15 protein-coding genes and 2 pseudogenes are annotated in these 16716 nt (G+C 47.6%); 5 read left to right on the forward strand and 12 right to left on the reverse strand.

Annotation, left to right across the window (positions count from 1 at the left end; genetic code table 11):
- Window positions 1–56 precede the first annotated feature (56 nt).
- From W01_RS07955 to nadC, 3 genes are all read right to left on the reverse strand, one after another.
- Entirely contained in the window at window positions 57–1322 is a 1266-nt protein-coding gene (locus W01_RS07955) for a hypothetical protein (RefSeq protein ID WP_173053636.1), read from the reverse strand.
- Between the two features lie 340 nt (window positions 1323–1662).
- A complete protein-coding gene (gene trxC / locus W01_RS07960; protein ID WP_173053638.1) occupies window positions 1663–2097 on the reverse strand; it encodes a thioredoxin TrxC in 435 nt (144 codons plus the stop codon).
- 46 nt (window positions 2098–2143) lie between these two features.
- Complete coding sequence (nadC, locus tag W01_RS07965; protein WP_173053640.1) at window positions 2144–2989, reverse strand: carboxylating nicotinate-nucleotide diphosphorylase; 846 nt, start codon at window positions 2987–2989, stop codon at window positions 2144–2146.
- 422 nt (window positions 2990–3411) lie between these two features.
- Here nadC and W01_RS07970 point away from each other — a divergent pair.
- The 4 genes and pseudogenes from W01_RS07970 to W01_RS07985 all read left to right on the forward strand — a co-directional run.
- Window positions 3412–3940 (forward strand): annotated as a pseudogene (locus tag W01_RS07970) (IS5 family transposase); the annotation flags it as partial.
- Window positions 3941–4411: 471 nt separating this feature from the next.
- Complete coding sequence (gene moaA, locus W01_RS07975; RefSeq protein ID WP_173053642.1) at window positions 4412–5527, forward strand: GTP 3',8-cyclase MoaA; 1116 nt, start codon at window positions 4412–4414, stop codon at window positions 5525–5527.
- A 149-nt stretch (window positions 5528–5676) separates the two neighbouring features.
- Window positions 5677–6927: a molybdopterin molybdotransferase MoeA gene (gene moeA, locus W01_RS07980; protein WP_173053644.1), complete on the forward strand. Its 1251-nt coding sequence runs from the start codon at window positions 5677–5679 to the stop codon at window positions 6925–6927.
- 205 nt (window positions 6928–7132) lie between these two features.
- The gene (locus tag W01_RS07985; RefSeq protein WP_173053646.1) at window positions 7133–7801 is read left to right on the forward strand and encodes an ankyrin repeat domain-containing protein; all 669 of its coding nucleotides are present in this window, start codon (window positions 7133–7135) and stop codon (window positions 7799–7801) included.
- A gap of 131 nt (window positions 7802–7932) precedes the next feature.
- Here W01_RS07985 and modC read toward each other — a convergent pair whose 3' ends face one another.
- The 5 genes from modC to W01_RS08010 form a co-directional block, all read right to left on the reverse strand.
- A complete protein-coding gene (gene modC, locus W01_RS07990) occupies window positions 7933–9003 on the reverse strand; it encodes a molybdenum ABC transporter ATP-binding protein (RefSeq protein ID WP_173053648.1) in 1071 nt (356 codons plus the stop codon).
- On the reverse strand, window positions 9000–9704 hold the full coding sequence (modB, locus tag W01_RS07995) for a molybdate ABC transporter permease subunit (RefSeq protein ID WP_242006911.1): 705 nt from the start codon (window positions 9702–9704) through the stop codon (window positions 9000–9002). Before modB ends, modC begins: the two co-directional genes overlap by 4 nt.
- Window positions 9705–9736: 32 nt before the next feature.
- The gene (locus tag W01_RS08000) at window positions 9737–9883 is read right to left on the reverse strand and encodes a substrate-binding domain-containing protein (protein ID WP_173053650.1); all 147 of its coding nucleotides are present in this window, start codon (window positions 9881–9883) and stop codon (window positions 9737–9739) included.
- A 61-nt stretch (window positions 9884–9944) separates the two neighbouring features.
- Window positions 9945–10754, reverse strand: coding sequence for a TOBE domain-containing protein (locus W01_RS08005; RefSeq protein ID WP_198421266.1), 810 nt, complete (start codon window positions 10752–10754; stop codon window positions 9945–9947).
- Window positions 10755–10867: 113 nt separating this feature from the next.
- Window positions 10868–11809, reverse strand: coding sequence for a septal ring lytic transglycosylase RlpA family protein (locus tag W01_RS08010; protein ID WP_242006912.1), 942 nt, complete (start codon window positions 11807–11809; stop codon window positions 10868–10870).
- 204 nt (window positions 11810–12013) lie between these two features.
- On the opposite strand from W01_RS08010, the pseudogene W01_RS14695 reads away from it, so the two are divergent.
- Window positions 12014–12139 (forward strand): annotated as a pseudogene (locus W01_RS14695) (IS3 family transposase); the annotation flags it as partial.
- Window positions 12140–12225: 86 nt separating this feature from the next.
- On the opposite strand, the gene rodA reads toward W01_RS14695, so the two are convergent.
- From rodA to mreC, 4 genes are read right to left on the reverse strand one after another with little or no spacing between them, the layout of a single operon-like run.
- Window positions 12226–13323, reverse strand: coding sequence for a rod shape-determining protein RodA (gene rodA / locus W01_RS08015; protein ID WP_173053652.1), 1098 nt, complete (start codon window positions 13321–13323; stop codon window positions 12226–12228).
- On the reverse strand, window positions 13316–15217 hold the full coding sequence (gene mrdA / locus W01_RS08020; RefSeq protein WP_173053654.1) for a penicillin-binding protein 2: 1902 nt from the start codon (window positions 15215–15217) through the stop codon (window positions 13316–13318). The genes rodA and mrdA overlap by 8 nt, the downstream gene beginning before the upstream one ends.
- On the reverse strand, window positions 15214–15732 hold the full coding sequence (gene mreD, locus W01_RS08025; protein ID WP_198421267.1) for a rod shape-determining protein MreD: 519 nt from the start codon (window positions 15730–15732) through the stop codon (window positions 15214–15216). The genes mrdA and mreD overlap by 4 nt, the downstream gene beginning before the upstream one ends.
- Window positions 15729–16640 (reverse strand): rod shape-determining protein MreC, encoded by a 912-nt coding sequence (gene mreC / locus W01_RS08030; RefSeq protein ID WP_173053656.1) that lies wholly within the window; start codon window positions 16638–16640, stop codon window positions 15729–15731. Before mreC ends, mreD begins: the two co-directional genes overlap by 4 nt.
- Between the last annotated feature and the right edge of the window lie 76 nt (window positions 16641–16716).

Consider the following 16716-nt stretch of genomic DNA (forward strand, 5'->3'; position numbering starts at 1 on the left):
TCTTCGCCGTGCCCGACAAACTAGTGTCGGGCATCAGTGACTGCCAAATTTCACTATTATCGTCCGCTCAACGGCAGGGTTAGCGCCGGTCCCAGCCCTGTTTTGCCGTTTGTTTCCAGCCGCGCCAGTTGCATCAGCAACGAAAAAGTAGCCATAGTGTCTTGATCAGCTTTATCTATATAGAACCAGTAGTCCAGATATTTGACTGCCACATGCGCACTAAGTGGCCTATCTCCACTGGCCGAGTATACGTGGAAGAGATTGCTCGTTATTTTTCGCCAGTCGAACGGCTGACCAGTTTCATCGGTCGTTGCCTGAACGAATCCCCGTTCCATATGTTCCACAGGAACATCAAGTCCTTTGGAAACGAAATATAATACCTGAAGCAACGAGCGCGTCTCCAGGTCCAAAACGTCTACGCCTTCCGGCGGATGATTTATTTTGAACGGGTCCAGGTTCTCGATCTTGAGATCATATTTCGGCAGTCCCGGCCGGAGACCGAAAACCTGGGCGAGTTCGCGCATTTCGGTAGAGGTCAAGGCTTCCGGATGAATCCTCATCACCGGTTGCCGGTTCTTCTTGACTAATGCCAATGCGCTGTTTTGATCAGGACGAAACTCATAGCCTTCCTTGGCCGCGTCCAGCAAGTCGTGAGCCGTTGGGGCAGCGGCCACAGTACCTTGTGGCTCCTCACGCTCTTCAGTACCGAACACGATATGGCCACGATCCTGCAACGCTTGCAGTGCATTGATGCCGCGCAAAAATTCGGCATAGTCTGGCAAGCTCTTTAACGTCGGGCCACTACCGTTCTGGGCATTGGAAATCCAATTAAGATTCTCCAGCCACAGACGGAATACCGTGGATATCGGCCACGTTGTTTTTGTAAGGTAAAGCACACCGTCAAGTGTCATCGGTGTAAAGAGCTTGCGTGTGAATTCCTGGTCGTCAAGCGGTGTCAGCGTGATGGTCGGACGGTCAGTAGTGGATATTTGCGCTTGCGGCAGCAGGGCAGCAAAGTGCTGCGCCGGATCACCGCCGCTCACACCGAAGAAGGGAGCCAGTTGAAAGCTTTTCTGCACCTCGGATTGCGTCGCAATCGCCGATACCGCCAGGCTGCTCGGTGTATCGTTGTAGCGCAGTCGAACAATGTTGAGTAGCAATTGGGCCTCGCTGGTACTCTTGATCGCCTCATTGTAAATCAGACGGTTAGCCTCGAGGCTGCGTGGGCCAGTGGCGCAACCGGCTGTTGATAAGCAAACGACCCCTATCGCCAGGTATGACATAAATCGGTTGCATCCGTAGGGTGCATTGTTCTTTTGCATAGGTATCTTCACTGGCAGCCTCCCTCCCATTTTTTATTGGCTCTATTATGAAAGAGAGTGGGTAATCAACTTTCAACCTCCCGCGGAAGCAATAAATCTGCTCATCCTTCGACAAGCTCAGGACAAGCGGATATTTAGATGATTATTTCTTGTTGTTCATCTTGCACTTTCGAAGGTTTAGCCACTACCATTCACGTAGAGCCTTCTTATTTGTCTAGCTGATTTTCCGATATCAACGAAGTTAACAAATTACAGGGCACCTCTAAAACTTCCCGTTTTCTCCATTTAGATTGCCTTGCTGAAAATGGCTTATCCAGTTGCATAGCGTTTAGGTGGCATTTTAGGCGTTAGCACGAGCCCACGACACAATACCGGCCACATCCATGGCACCCGCCTGTCTTGCCACCTCGTGTCCATTTTTAAATATGGCCAGGGTGGGAATGCTGCGGATGTTATAGCGCGCGCCTAACTCCTGTGCCTCTTCTGTATTTAATTTAGCTAAACGTATTCCCGGCTCGAGTTTCTCTGCTGCCTGAATAAAAGCGGGCGCCATCATGCGGCAGGGACCACACCATGGTGCCCAGAAATCCACCAGAACCGGGATATCGTTACGCGTGATGTGCTTTTCGAAGTTGCTGCTGCTCAATTCAACCGGATGCGCGTTAAATAGAGCTTGTTTACATTTGCCGCAGCTTGGCTGACTAGTTAGCTTTTCAGTGGGAATGCGGTTTACCGCATCGCAACTCGGACAAACGATATTAATGGAATCACTCATGATTTTTACCTCCGTTGTGAATACTCTCTACATGGGGGGCGATAGTTTAAATTTCAAACCGCATTGATAAATCTACCGCCTGTATATCTTTGGTCAAGCCACCAATGGAAATGCGTTCTACGCCAGTCTCGGCGATAGCGCGTACTTTATCCAGAGTAATGCCACCAGAGGCTTCCAGCTCGGCGCGTCCGGCAGTGAATTTGACAGCAACTCGCATATTATCGAGATCGAAATTATCGAGCAAAATTAGCTTGGCACCTGTATCTAGCGCTTCACGCAGCTGTTCCAGATTTTCTACTTCAATTTGGATGCTTATACCCTCAAGGGCAAGACGGAAAGCCTGTTCCAACGCAGGACGGATACCACCCGCAGCCAGAATGTGATTCTCCTTAATCAGTACGCCATCAAATAAACCAATCCGCTGGTTATATCCACCGCCCGTTTTCACCGCATATTTCTGTGCCATGCGCAGACCCGGCAGTGTCTTGCGTGTATCCAGAATCTTCGCGTGCGTGCCGCGCACTGCTTCGACATAGTGCCGTGTCTGCGTCGCGGTAGCGGAAAGTGTCTGCAAAAAATTAAGCGCACACCGTTCAGCAGTCAGCATCGCACGTGCATCACCGCGTATTTCGCACAGCGTTTGCTTGGCTGTTATGACATCGCCATCCTGCACAAGCCAATGAATGATGCAATCTTTATCCATCGCTTTAAAACATGCATCAAACCAAGCTGCGCCGCATAACACTGCATTTTGGCGCGTTATAACAGTGGCGTGTGCTTCTGTATGCAAGGGAATGAGTTGTGCGGTAAGGTCACCGCTACGCAGATCTTCATCAAGAGCGGTGGTGACGTTGGCATAAATATGGGTCGCCAGTTTATGTTGGTTGGTCATTTTAGTTTAGTCGTGGGTACCCGTAATGTGCTCATTATCAAATTATAAATTTTCATCCGTATTGAGAATCTCCCCTCAAACCACCTATCACAAGTGCGAGGTAGTTCCGTATTGGATCAAACTGTATTTTGAATTAATAAAACCAATTCAATAAGTTCTGTGCTATTAGAACAAACTATCGAATGAATCTCGTAGTTCGCAACAAAAAACAATACAGCAATGGCAAGTAGCGTTAATTTTAAATCCAGTCATTCCAAGCCTTGCTGTTCAATACCATCAGAGAACTGAGTAATATCCGATTTTAAATAACCCATCAAAGTTTTAATTGTAATTAAACATAGCAAAACTTGGCGAAAAAATTCAGATTCTGCTGTATTTAACGATTTCAAAAGGAGCAAGTGGTGTAAACGAGTTTTTCTGAACTGGGAGACGCGGCCAAGAAGGAACAGGTTTCACCAGGATCGATCCCTGAACGAAATTGAAACAGTCACGCCTTGGACTGAATTGGAAAAAGTGGCTGCGCCGTATTATCCGAGCAGCGGTGGGCGGGGTCGTCCGCCCATTGGCTTGGTTCGAATGCTCCGCATGTATGTTGTGCAGCAATGCTTTGGGTTATCTGACGAAGGGGCAGAAGATGCGCTTTATGACAGTCAGGCCATCCGTCGCTTTGTCGGTGTTGATTTGAGCTGCGAAACAGCCTCGGATGCCACCACACTCCTCAACTTCCGCCATTTACTGGAAACGCATCAATTGACTGAGTCGATCTTCAATACGATCAACGCCCATCTTGCCGAGAAAGGTCTGTTTCTTCAGGAAGGCACAATCGTCGATGCCACACTGATCGCAGCGGCGCCCTCAACCAAGAACAAGGACGGAAAGCGGAATGGTGAGATGCACCAGACCAGGAAAGGTAACCAGTGGCATTTCGGCATGAAAGCGCACATCGGACTCCATTTTTCCAACTTACTCCGTAACACCGCAGGTCACTATAATAAAAAGTTCATGTACAACACACCTATATTTGCATTGCAATAAATGCTTTCAATCGTGTATTCTCACAAACAATTTGCTGTGCAAAGTTAGTTTAAACATTTTTTAATAAGTTATTATTTTTTCATGCTGGGTAGTTTGTAACTAACATTATGTAAATAACTACATGTACTCTGTGTGTATATTATTCTTAATAAAACCGAAACAAAATCCCGTGCAAGCATTGGACTATGCCGAATACCATCAAATATTTTGCTGTTACTAAAAGGTGCGAACTTAAAAAGTAATAAAGTTACTAATAAGTATCTGTAAAGTAAAATCGCCGCCTACCTTTAGGCTTTTAAAATATTAAGCTGCGTTATAGCCTGAGTGTAAGTATTGAACCCATAATAATCAACTACTACCATGCCTGAATATATTGGACCTAATGCCATGTCTAAAAAAATAATTCCAATTATAGATTATCGTCATTCCAAGACAGCTCCAGTCATCCCCACCGTTATAGAAGAGCCAAATGGGCTTATCGGTGACGCGTTTGGACGCCCATTACAGGATTTGCGTATCTCACTCACAGATCGATGTAATTTTCGATGCGTATATTGCATGCCTATAGAATCATTCGGCAAAGATCATGTATTTATGCCACGGGCTTCAATGATGACTTTTGAAGAAATCACGCGTATAGCACAAATTTTCGTTAACCATGGCGTTCAGAAAATCCGTCTTACGGGTGGTGAGCCCCTATTGCGCAAACACGTGGAAAATTTAATCGAGATGCTTGCCAAGCTGAAAACATACGATGGCAGCGACTTGGACCTGACACTGACTACTAATGGCGCGTTACTCGGGAAAAAAGCTCAATCCCTGAAAGATGCAGGATTAAACCGGGTTACGGTCTCCCTAGATTCGCTGGATGATACCACTTTCAAGCGCATGAACGGCGTTGATTTTCCTGTATCGGATGTGCTGTGCAGTCTAGATGTCGCCCACTCAGTAGGCCTCGGCCCAATTAAGGTAAACATGGTTGTAAAAAGTGGTATGAACGACCAGGAAATCGTACCTATGGCACGCTATTTCAAAGACTCCCCCTTCATACTGCGATTCATCGAATACATGGATGTAGGGACTTCTAACCATTGGGAAATGGGCGAGGTGATTCCATCTGCCGAAGTAGTGCGACGAATTTCCGCCCACATGCCACTTGAAGAAATCGAACCAAACTACACCGGCGAAACTGCAGAGCGTTGGCGCTATCAGGATGGCGGGGGTGAAATCGGAGTGATCTCAAGCATCACTAAGACCTTCTGCCACGAATGCGTTCGTGCCAGGTTGTCAACCGAAGGCAAACTATATACCTGCCTCTTTGCAGAAAGTGGCCACGATTTGCGAGCACTGATGCAAAGCGGGAAAACAGATCAAGAAATTTCTACTGCCCTTGCACACCTATGGCGGTTACGCGCGGATCGCTATTCAGAATTGCGAAGTGCAAACACCAAGAGCAAGACACAAACGGGCAAAAAGATTGAAATGTCTTATATTGGAGGATAGTTTGCAAGTACGCATCTGTCTGCCAGATGCGTCAAAACCGCTCATCCAGACAGCACTTCCCATAGCAAGCGGAACTCAAAATCAGTCTGGTAATGATGTTGTAATCTTCAACGCTTTATCCGGCCGCCAAACTTAGCAAAGGACACTTCATGGAATCTAAGTTTTTGTCCACCCTGGAAACAATGGGTGATTATGACCCCAACTCAATGCCAGTGGAACAAGCACGCCAGCTTATCCAACAGTTTCTCGCGCCACTCGCGGAGAGTGAATCGATCAACGTGAGCGATGCATTGCATCGCACGTTGGCAGCAGACATACTTTCCCCTATGAATGTGCCGCCACACAACTACTCAGCAATGGATGGTTACGCTGTGCGCAGTAACGACTTAACAACTGCTCCTAGCAAACTCGCCATTATCGGCAGTGCCTATGCTGGACGCATGTTTGAGGGTCATGTTGCTGCAGGCGAATGTGTACGCATTATGACTGGCGCCCTCATTCCTGAAGGTTGTGATAGCGTGGTGATGCAAGAGCACGTTCAGGTCGCCGGATCCTTTATTGAAATAGGGGAAGGGCACCTCCGTGGTCAGAACATTCGCTTAGTCGGGGAAGATATTACGCAGGGTGCTACGGTGCTGACTCGCGGACAGATCATTCGCCCCGCCGAGATGGGCCTGCTGGCTTCGCTTGGTTTAAGTGATGTTAAAGTTTATCGCAAACTAAAAGTTGCGCTACTTTCAACCGGTGACGAATTGCAGCAACCGGGAACACCATTGGCTCCTGGTCAAATTTATAACAGTAATCGCTATTCCCTGTTAGGCATGTTGGGCGAACTAGGCGTGGAAATTATCGACATGGGTACCATTCGTGACGACAAAGCCAGTCTCAAAGTCGCCTTGCTAGACGCTGCAGCGCGGGCTGATGTCATTATAACCAGCGGCGGAGTTTCAGTAGGTGAGGCTGACTATATCAAGCAACTGTTAGCGGAAATTGGCGAGGTTGTGTTCTGGAAAATAGCCATGAAACCAGGCAAGCCACTTGCTTATGGCAAGATCGGGACTTGTCATTTTTTTGGATTACCAGGTAACCCCGTTGCAGTCATGGTAACTTTCCAGCAGTTCGTTCGCGACGCTTTACGGGTACTTATGGGGCAACAACCCAAACTAATCCTTGAATTCCAGGCTACCTGCATCAGCCCTATCCGAAAAGTTCCCGGACGCACAGAGTTTCAGCGCGGCATTCTCAGTCAAGATAAAAACGGCGGATGGATAGTACATACAACGGGTGCTCAATGCTCCGGCATTCTCAGCTCAATGAGCAAAGCCAATTGTTTCATTGTGTTACCTGTATCACAGGGAAACATTGAAGCAGGTTGTGCTGTTCGAGTACAACCATTTTAACTATACCAAGGCACGGTCCGAGCATGTAAACTAAGCCATTCTGCAAAAACTTTGTAGATGCAAATTACCTGTTACGGATATTTTTTTCATAACCAAACTATTTCATATTATGAAAATACTCTCCTGATAAATTCTTGGGAATATTAAAAAAGCCAGTAAATCCCGCTAGAAATATTTGAAGCTCTTTAGCCTATAGAAGATAAATATGCAAAATGAAACTGATGAATCCATAATCATAGCAACAATGGACAATGATTTAGAGGGAATAAAGAACGCAATTAAACTTGGCGGGGATATAAACATTCAAGATTTTTTTGGAAAAACGGCGTTGCACTATGTGGAAAGTGTAGAGGCGGCACAACTGTTGGTTGACAACGGAGCTGATCCAAACATCGTTGATTATAATAATCGTCCACCCATATTCGATGTTAACGATCCCGAACTTGCAATATTTTTAATCGATCACGGTGCCGACGCTAAATTTCAAGATAAAGATGGCTTAACCGCCTTGTATATATGGGTGGACTTCCCTAAAGTGGCTAAACGTTTATTAGTTGCAGGGGCCAGCCCCAATGTCCAACTTGAAACAGGAAGTATGATTATTAAAAAAGGAAATACCGTTTTGCATAAGGTGGGAAATCTGGAATCTGCCCAGCTTTTAATTGAATATGGTGCGAATATCACAATTAAAAATATTGAAAGAGCAACCGCCGACCAAACAACAAAGGGTGAAATACAACGCTATCTTAAATCTGTGCGTGAACAAAATAGCTTGTTACCAATCGATGCTCAGCTAAAATTTAGTGAGCCTATATCGAATAATACCGACAGCCGACTAATTGGAGATACAACCGTTTATCACAGTAAGCCTTGATATTTAAATTAATTTTTTTCAATTAGCAGTTATAGCAATGGGTAACGCGCGCGGGTTACAATAAAACACAAAATTCCTCCGCGCAAAATAGACATTCTGTCCTTCTAAGTTTCAACACATCTGGTTCATCGTTACTCTGCCAACGCAACCGTCTTGATCATGGCATACACGACAAGTCCTTTACGTAAGTCGAGTCGATCACGTGACCATGCAGTGATTTCAGCGAACAGATTTTGCCCTTCACTTAACCGTAAACCCAGCAGCACATGCCCCTCACGAGCGGGGTCTATACGCTGCACGGTCACGGGCAATACATTCAACAGACTGGTGTTCTCCGGTTTCGTGAGCGCGATTCCAACATCCTTCGCAAGAATACGCAAACGTTGTGACTTGCCAACGCTGTCTGAATAAATAGGGGTGCTCAACCAAAAACAATCCTGGCCAACATAAAAAGACGTTAACCCATGCTCTTTCTGCCCCAGCTGGCCCTTGATAACTGACACCACACCATCATCGTGAAACAGCGGGGAATCCGACCGAGATAAGGTGTGTTTAAGCGTTTCAACGCGATCAATGCGTCCATCCCGTAGAAACACCACCCGGTTTGCAAGACGCTCTACTTCGGCGGGCGCATGGGTAACATAGACAATCGGTACATCCGCTTCTTCAACCAGGCGCTCGAGATAGGGGAGAATCTCACGCTTGGTTTGCGTGTCGAGCGCCGAAAGGGGCTCATCCATCAAGAGCAGGCGCGGACTGGTCAACAGCGCACGCCCCAACGCAACACGCTGACGCTCTCCACCGGAAAGTTTATTAATATTACGCTCAATAATATTTTCGATGCCCAACATACGAACCACTTCATCCAGATGGAGTTTACGCTCCGCAATTGGTGTGCGTTTGTAACCGTAGAGGAGATTTTCGCGTACAGACAGATGGGGTAATAAACTGGCCTCTTGAAAAACCATGGCGATCCGTCGCCGATGCAATGGAACCCAGTGGCGTCCATTCAGCCAAACTTCATGACGAAAGCTGACGCGCGCGTCGTTCGGACGCTCCAGACCGGCAATCAGTCGCAGCAATGTCGTCTTACCCGAGCCGGAACGTCCAAACAGAACGGTGACACCTTCCGCTGGCCAATCAACGTCGACATCAAAAATAAAATTTGAATGGGTAATTCGGGCACGTACCGACAAGGTCATGGTTTTACCATCTCAAAACCTCGATTAAACCGGTACACCACAAACAGCACGATAAATGCGAAGATCAATAGCATCAGACTCAGTCTTCCCGCAGCGGCATACTGCATGCCCTCAGTATAGCCATAGATTGTGGTTGATAAGACGTGGGTCACGCCCGGAATATTGCCGCCCACCATCAGGATGACCCCGAACTCGCCCATGGTGTGAGCGAAAGTGAGCGTCATGGCGACGATAAAGCCCCCTTTGGTCATCGGTAAAATGACGCTAATGAAACGATCTATTAGACCAGCCCCCAGCGAAGCCGCCACCTCGATCGGGCGTCGCCCCAGATTAGTGAAGGCTTGCTGCAAGGGTTGTACGGCAAATGGCATGGAATACAATATTGAGCCGATCAATATGCCCTCAAAAGTAAAGGCAAGATGATGGAGCCCCATATCCTCTAACGCTCCGCCGATGAAGCCGCGCGGGCCAAGCGTGATCAAGAGATAAAATCCAAGCACGGTGGGTGGTAATACCAGCGGCAAGGCAACCACAGCCTGCACGGCGGTTCGATAGGTAGAACGCCCGCTAGCCAACCACCACGCAATCGGCGTGGCAATCACCATTAAAATTAAGGTGGTGTATAGACAAAGCCGGAGCGTAAGCCAGATTGCCGTCCAATCCTCTGCACTCAAACTCAAGCTTTGTCTTAAGTATTCCAATATCAGTACTCCAACATCCATTTTCCAATCTGTTATTTTTTAGGCACCACAAAACCATAGCTTTCCACGATTTTGCGCGATTCGGGCGTCTGGAAGTAAGCCGCAAATTGCCGTGCCAGCGCACTGTCCTTCGCTCGTTTGGTGATTACGAAGGCTTGGGCCAATGGTTCATGAAACATGAAAATAGACTAAGGTATATAACGATAGTTAAAAAAATTGCGCAACAACGGTTATTTTTTATTAGTCCACACCAACAATAATGTGCGACGCCTTGATCAAGGCGCATGCACAGCTACCCACGGTAAGCGCAAGCATTTTGTGCGACTCATTGGTGATAATCGCAGCAAGCGTAACACCTTTACCCAGATCAAGCAGTACCTCGGTATTTACCGAACCTTCCTCAATATGACTAATCACCCCACACAAACGGTTACGCGCTGATGTTTTGATCTTTTCGTCCGCCGGGGTCAGAACTATCCATGACGCCTTAATCAAAGCATACACGACCTTGCCTGGTACAAGATCAAGTGAGCGTACACTATCCTGAGTAACAATGGCGTACAGGGCTTCACCACTGGCAAGCTTCAACGTCACCTCCGCATTTACTACACTCTGTTGCACGCTTTCAACAATTCCCATGAAAGCATTGCGTGCACTCGTTTTCACTTCTATCCTTTTCAGAAGCTGAAAACTATTACCCAGCGTTACATCTTCATCAAGCGCTGCGAAAAATTGGGTTTGCAAAGCAGCGATGCGTCCCATTTCATTTACCAAACGCTGCCCCACTTCCGTTAGCTCTGCCCTGCCGCCACCACGACCTCCTTGCCGAGCCACTACAAGAGGTACGCCAGCAAGATTATTCATGGCTTCAACTGCTTCCCAAGCACCCTTGTAGGTCATCCCGACTGTCTTTGCGGCGCCATTAATCGAATTTGCCTGACCAATCGCAGCCAGTAATTCAAGTCTTCGTGCGGAAACCTTGCCACCGTCAAAGTCGAGCGACAAGGGGGCACTAAAACTACCAATTTGTTTTTTAGGTGGCATAGTCATGAAAATAACGCTACTAAATTACAGGCTGTAAAAAACATTATTTACAAAACAACACAATATATTGATTAATAAGCACCGATCTACACCATCAATAACTAAACTTAGTCCCTTATCTAATGAAGAACCACAAAAGGTTTGAATCCCAAGCGCGGTTGCAACCTTTCTGCGATAGCGCGTGCCTCATCCTGTGTAGCATAGGGGCCAATGTGCACGCGCACCATATCATCATCCTTCTGGTACAGCTCGACGCGTTTGCCACCACCTTCGAATTCAATATTCATACGTCCGAGAAAACTCTCTGCACCCTGCTGTGACCGAAAGGCACCCAATTGCAAATACACATTACCCATCGCTGCCGGTTCGCTTGAAACAGACATTGCAGTTGTTGGCTTCAAGGGGGTAACAACTACTGAATCCGTTATTTCTATAGGCTGGACATTGCTGTCTGCCACCAAGCTTTCTACCTCCACCACTACTTCAGCACTGCCATTATCTACAATACCAAGCTTATAAGCAGCGACATATGAAAGATCAATGATGCGCTCACGCAGAAATGGACCTCGGTCATTTACACGTACCACTACCGATTTTTTGTTGCTAAGATTAGTTACGCGCGCATAACTGGGTACAGGTAATGTAGGATGAGCGGCAGTCATGCCATACATGTCATATATTTCGCCGCTAGCAGTGCGCTTGCCGTGAAATTTCTTACCATACCAGGAAGCAATACCTCGCTCTTTAAACCTACCAGGCGTAGTTAAAGGCGTGTACGTCTTTCCTAAAGCGGTATATTGGCTGTTAGCAAAACGGTGTAACGGCTCAGCACGCGGAACTGCATTCGGGATGGTATCCAGATTAGCGGGCACATCGGCACCAGGACTATCACCTTCCAAATAACCGCCACGCTTGGATTGGGCAATCGGAGTAGTTGGGGTAGCTTGTGCTTCGATTACGGGAGCGGGTGTACTGCGCATTTCATCCTTGCGTGGCGGTACGCTGCCACATGCGGTGAGGATGATTACTGCAAAAAATATCAGTCCAGTTTGTATATTCACTTGCACAACCCCCTATTTATGATTCCATTATTAAACACATTCCTATTTGATACAGGAGAGAATTGAATATAAGTATAGCGTAATCCGTCCAAATCTATTCAACCTCAGATTGAGGTAAGTTGTAAAAAATGGGGCCGAAATTGTGCAGACAATTACCCACGAACCGTAAGGGAAATTATTGAGACACCGGTAAAAAACATCTGAGGTACGCTCAAAAATGCGCGGGTTCATCATCAGCGCTACCGCACCCGAGCGTAGGCAGTACAACAGATTACTCAGCGCGTCGAGATCTTTTTTAACCGGCAGCGGAAACAGGCCCGCCTTGGCTAGTTATCACCTGTTGCTTTCACGCAGCAATATTATGAAAATCAGCTCGCTACTTAACGCGTTGGACGCCCTATTGCCAGCCAATCTCATCAAGTTTGCACCAATTTTTTATGGGTATGAATACTCATAAGCATGCCAAAACCAAGCAATAATGTGACCATAGACGTGCCGCCGTAGCTAATGAGCGGTAACGGTACACCCACCACTGGCAGAATGCCACTCACCATACCCATGTTGACGAAAGCATAGGTGAAAAAAGTGAGTGTGATGCTCCCAGCCATAAGGCGTGTGAAGTAAGTTGAAGCATTGGCCGTAATAACGAAACCACGCGCAATAACGAATAAATACAAGCTTAACAACACAATATTACCGAGCAAGCCGAATTCTTCCGAATACACCGCAAAAATGAAGTCGGTGGTGCGCTCCGGCAAAAAATCGAGATGAGCCTGAGTACCATTAAGATACCCCTTGCCAAATATCCCACCGGAACCCACCGCAATGATGGCCTGGATAGTGTGGTAGCCCCTGCCCAGTGCATCCTGTGCGGGATCAAGCAACATCATAATACGGTGGCGCTGATAGTCGTGTAGCGTGGACCACGCAAATGGCGCACTTGCCATTATTATGACCAAGAAGGTCAGCATGATTCGCCAGGATATACCGGCAAGGAATAACACATAAAATCCGCTAGCGGCGATCATAATAGCCGTACCCAAATCTGGCTGGCGCGCAATTAACGCCACCGGCAGCAGCAGCAGCAAGATTGCGACAAAATAATTTTTTAAAGTCAACATGGCTTCGTGCTTTTCAAAATACCAAGCCATCATTAATGGTACCGCTATCCTCATCAGCTCAGAAGGCTGAATGGTCGTCACTCCAATGTTTAACCAGCGCCGAGCACCGTTCGTGATTTCGCCGAAAAATGCTACGGCAATCAACAACACCATCCCTAACAGATAGGCTGGAACGGCTGCCCGCATCAAATAATGAAGCGGCATATTGGCCACTATCCATAGTGCAGCGCACGCCACCAGTATATTTGTCATCTGCGCCAAAACACGGAACCAATTACCGTCACTAGCGCTATATATCACCACCAAGCTAACCAGCAGAAGTAATCCAAGCAGCGTTAACAGAACGGGATCAAGGTGCGCGACGAAACGTTGCCATACGCGCCGCTTAATCATGTTCCACTCCTTCGGCTTCATCCACTGTAAGCAAGGGATGAGGCACCTTACCCAGCAGGAAATAATCCAACACCTTACGAGCAATCGGCGCAGCGGTAGAGCTACCGTGCCCCCCGTTCTCAACAAGCACTGCTAGCGCGATCTTGGGCTGATCGGAAGGTGCAAAGGCCATAAACCAAGCGTGGTCGCGATGCCGCTCCTGAATCTTGCTCTCGATGTATTTCTCGCCCTGTTTAATGCCGATTACCTGCGCCGTGCCGGTTTTGCCAGCGAAGGAATAGGATGCGCCCGCACCGGCCTTCGCGGCGGTGCCTCCAGGCTGCGTCACCGCCACCATAGCGCTTTTCACCAACGCGACATGCTCCGAATTGAGGTTGAGATTAGATTCTGGATTCGTCCCCAATGTGCGTTTTTCGCTAGTGCGCGAACTTTGCACCTCCTTCAACAGATGGGGGCGGTAGGCTACTCCATCGTTGGCCAGTACCGCAGTGGCATAAGCCAATTGCAACGGCGTAACTAAATTGTAGCCCTGACCGATACCAACCGAAACCGTATCACCGGTATACCATTTTTGCTTGTAGCGTTTCTGCTTCCACTCCTGTGACGGCATCAAGCCGGAGACCTCACCTTCCATATCAATACCAGTTTTCTTACCGAATCCAAACTCCGAAAAAAAGCTATATATGTTGTCTATACCCAATTCGGTGGCCAGTCCATAATAATAAGTATCACAAGACACCACGATGGATTTAAACAAATCTACGCTGCCATGCCCATCCTTTTTCCAATCTCGGTATCGGTGACGACTGCCGGGCAGACTGAAATAACCTGGATCACTGATAGTGTAGCCGGGTGTGCGTTTGTTGTAATACAGCCCAGCTAATGCCATGAATGGCTTGATGGTGGAGCCAGGTGAATACTGGCCTCGCAATGCGCGATTATTGAGGGGCACATCGGGCGAATTGTTAAGCTCATTCCAACTCTGTTCATCAATACCATCAATGAACAGGTTTGGATCGTAGCCCGGCTTGCTGACAAAGGCTAATACCTCCCCATTTCTTGGGTCTATCGCCACTAACGCACCCCGATAATTGCCAAACGCCTGCTCGGCAATTCCCTGCAATTTGGCATCTATCGTTAGTATTAAATTGTTGCCCGATACGGGTGGCGTGCGCGACAGCACTCGCACCTCGCGTCCACCCGCATCCACTTCCACCTGTTGGAAACCGGTTTTACCATGTAATTCGCCCTCGTAACTTTGCTCGATGCCAGTCTTACCGATGTAATCGGAACCACGATAATTAGCAGCTATTTCATCCTCCTCCAGCTGCGCAATTTCGCTTTCATTAATACGACCGATATAACCGACCAGGTGAGAAATTTGCTCGTGATAAGGATACTCACGGAACAAACGCGCCTTAATTTCTACGCCAGGAAAACGATAGCGCTGCGTAGAAAAGCGCGCCACTTCATCATCTGTTAAACGGTTGCGTATTGGCAGGCTCTCGAATTTACGGTTATCGGCCAGCAATCTCTTAAAGCGTTTGCGATCTCCGGGTTGAATATCAATTAACTTTGCAAGTTCATCAATTGTCGTCTTCAGATCGACCACCTTACTTAAGGTTATCTCTAGAGTATAGGCAGAATAATTATGTGCCAGAACGACGCCATTGCGGTCGAGTATCAGGCCGCGACTGGGCGCAATGGGCACGATGGAAATGCGATTATTCTCTGCCAAAGTTTGATAGTGGCTCTGTTGTATCGCCTGCAAATAAACAAAACGTGCCAGCAGAAGTAATAGCAGAAGTAACACAAACCCTAAACTTAACGCCAGACGCAGCCGAAAATAATGAATTTCTCGTTGAGTATCTTTAAACTCAATGTGACGCTTCATAACTGATCAGTTGCAGCACGGGGACGACGCAAGGCCTGTAACAATATGGTCACGGGTGCCCAAAGCAAGGCTGAAACGACACTGCCAATGAAGTATTCCCATGAAATACTGCCGCGTAACTGCCAATGCACCGCGGCATACACTGTATATGCAAGCAATAACAGCGGGAAAATTTGCAAGGTCTGCTGATGCAAATTGAACATCAACACCCGACGATGCAATACGATCCCGCTGAAAGCTAATATGGAGTATGCCAGTGCATGCTGTCCGAAGAGACTTGCATCCGCCACATCGGCAAGTATGCCTACCGTCCACGCAATGCTAATACCAACATGGTAGGGTTTGTGCGTGCACCAGTAGAGCAATACCAGCGCGACAAAATCTGGACGGAACGTCAGCAACATACCTTGCCATGGCAACCAATCAAGCAACAACGCAACGAGCAAACTAGCTGCGATGAAAATACGACTGACGGGCAACTGGAATTCCTGGTCTTTCAGAATACGGTCTCTCACCGCCCCCCCCGTTTGCCATTTTTGGGCTTGTCGGTCGCAGTTTCCACAACCACCTCTGGACGCTCCGGTAACTTCAGTAACGCGGACAAAATCAACAGTTGGCGCCGCTTATCCACCCCCGCAATCGGGGCACATAAAATGCGAGCAAAAGGATAGGCAGGATCGCGCTCGACATGGATTACCTTGGCCACCGGCAGGCCGGGCGGATAAGTGCCATCAATGCCGGACGTTACCAATACATCGCCATTCTGGATATCCGAACTGATGGGCATATAGCGCAGCGCCAGCTCACCGGTGTCACCAGAGCCAAACACCACTGCACGCAAACCATTGCGCAACACCTGCACCGGCACCGCGTGATCCTTATCAGTAATTAACGTGACCTCGCTCATCCAAGGATAAACGCGTGTAACCTGGCCAACGATACCGCTATCATCCATCACTATCTGTCCGGCTAACACATTTGCCTGCGTGCCTTTATCCAATAATATTTTGCGATTAAAAATATCTCGTTCGACATACATGATTTCGGCTAGCTGCATGGGATAATCGGCGCGTTGCTGCACCATAAGAAGGTTACGCAAGTGCTGGTTCTCTGCCTTCAGTACCTGCAGCTGTAGCAACTGCGCAATATCTAAAGTATGTTGATTGCGTAATTCAGCGTTGTCGCGAATCAAGCTGTTATGAGAGACAAAAAAATCATCAACCTCATGCCATAGCTTACTGGGTGCCGTGACTAACCGTTGCAGAGGGTACAACAAGACTGAAAGACCACTACGTATGGATTCCAGATATCGATAACGTACATCCACAAACAATAGCAGCAATGAAAGCAGCGCGAAAAATACCAGCCGGACGGCAGGAGAGGGGCCTCGATTGAAGAAGCGAAGGGGCTGGCTTTGTTCCATTAGGGCGTTTCAACAGCCATTTCTGCTTACAGTTCTCAGTTACAACACCATTGCTACTCTCTTCCATTTACGGAAG

The organism is Candidatus Nitrotoga sp. AM1P (assembly GCF_013168275.1).
In the GTDB taxonomy this organism is placed as follows: Bacteria; Pseudomonadota; Gammaproteobacteria; order Burkholderiales; family Gallionellaceae; genus Nitrotoga.

What these genes read in the sequence shown, in the direction of transcription:
- mreC (WP_173053656.1), bottom strand. Translation starts at nt 16,640, where the DNA reads ATGGAACAAAGCCAGCCCCTTCGCTTCTTCAATCGAGGCCCCTCTCCT.
- rodA (WP_173053652.1), bottom strand. Translation starts at nt 13,323, where the DNA reads ATGATTAAGCGGCGCGTATGGCAACGTTTCGTCGCGCACCTTGATCCC.
- nadC (WP_173053640.1), bottom strand. Translation starts at nt 2,989, where the DNA reads ATGACCAACCAACATAAACTGGCGACCCATATTTATGCCAACGTCACC.
- modC (WP_173053648.1), bottom strand. Translation starts at nt 9,003, where the DNA reads ATGACCTTGTCGGTACGTGCCCGAATTACCCATTCAAATTTTATTTTT.
- W01_RS08005 (WP_198421266.1), bottom strand. Translation starts at nt 10,754, where the DNA reads ATGACTATGCCACCTAAAAAACAAATTGGTAGTTTTAGTGCCCCCTTG.
- trxC (WP_173053638.1), bottom strand. Translation starts at nt 2,097, where the DNA reads ATGAGTGATTCCATTAATATCGTTTGTCCGAGTTGCGATGCGGTAAAC.
- W01_RS08000 (WP_173053650.1), bottom strand. Translation starts at nt 9,883, where the DNA reads ATGTTTCATGAACCATTGGCCCAAGCCTTCGTAATCACCAAACGAGCG.
- moeA (WP_173053644.1), top strand. Translation starts at nt 5,677, where the DNA reads ATGGAATCTAAGTTTTTGTCCACCCTGGAAACAATGGGTGATTATGAC.
- W01_RS07985 (WP_173053646.1), top strand. Translation starts at nt 7,133, where the DNA reads ATGCAAAATGAAACTGATGAATCCATAATCATAGCAACAATGGACAAT.
- mrdA (WP_173053654.1), bottom strand. Translation starts at nt 15,217, where the DNA reads ATGAAGCGTCACATTGAGTTTAAAGATACTCAACGAGAAATTCATTAT.
- W01_RS07955 (WP_173053636.1), bottom strand. Translation starts at nt 1,322, where the DNA reads ATGCAAAAGAACAATGCACCCTACGGATGCAACCGATTTATGTCATAC.
- moaA (WP_173053642.1), top strand. Translation starts at nt 4,412, where the DNA reads ATGTCTAAAAAAATAATTCCAATTATAGATTATCGTCATTCCAAGACA.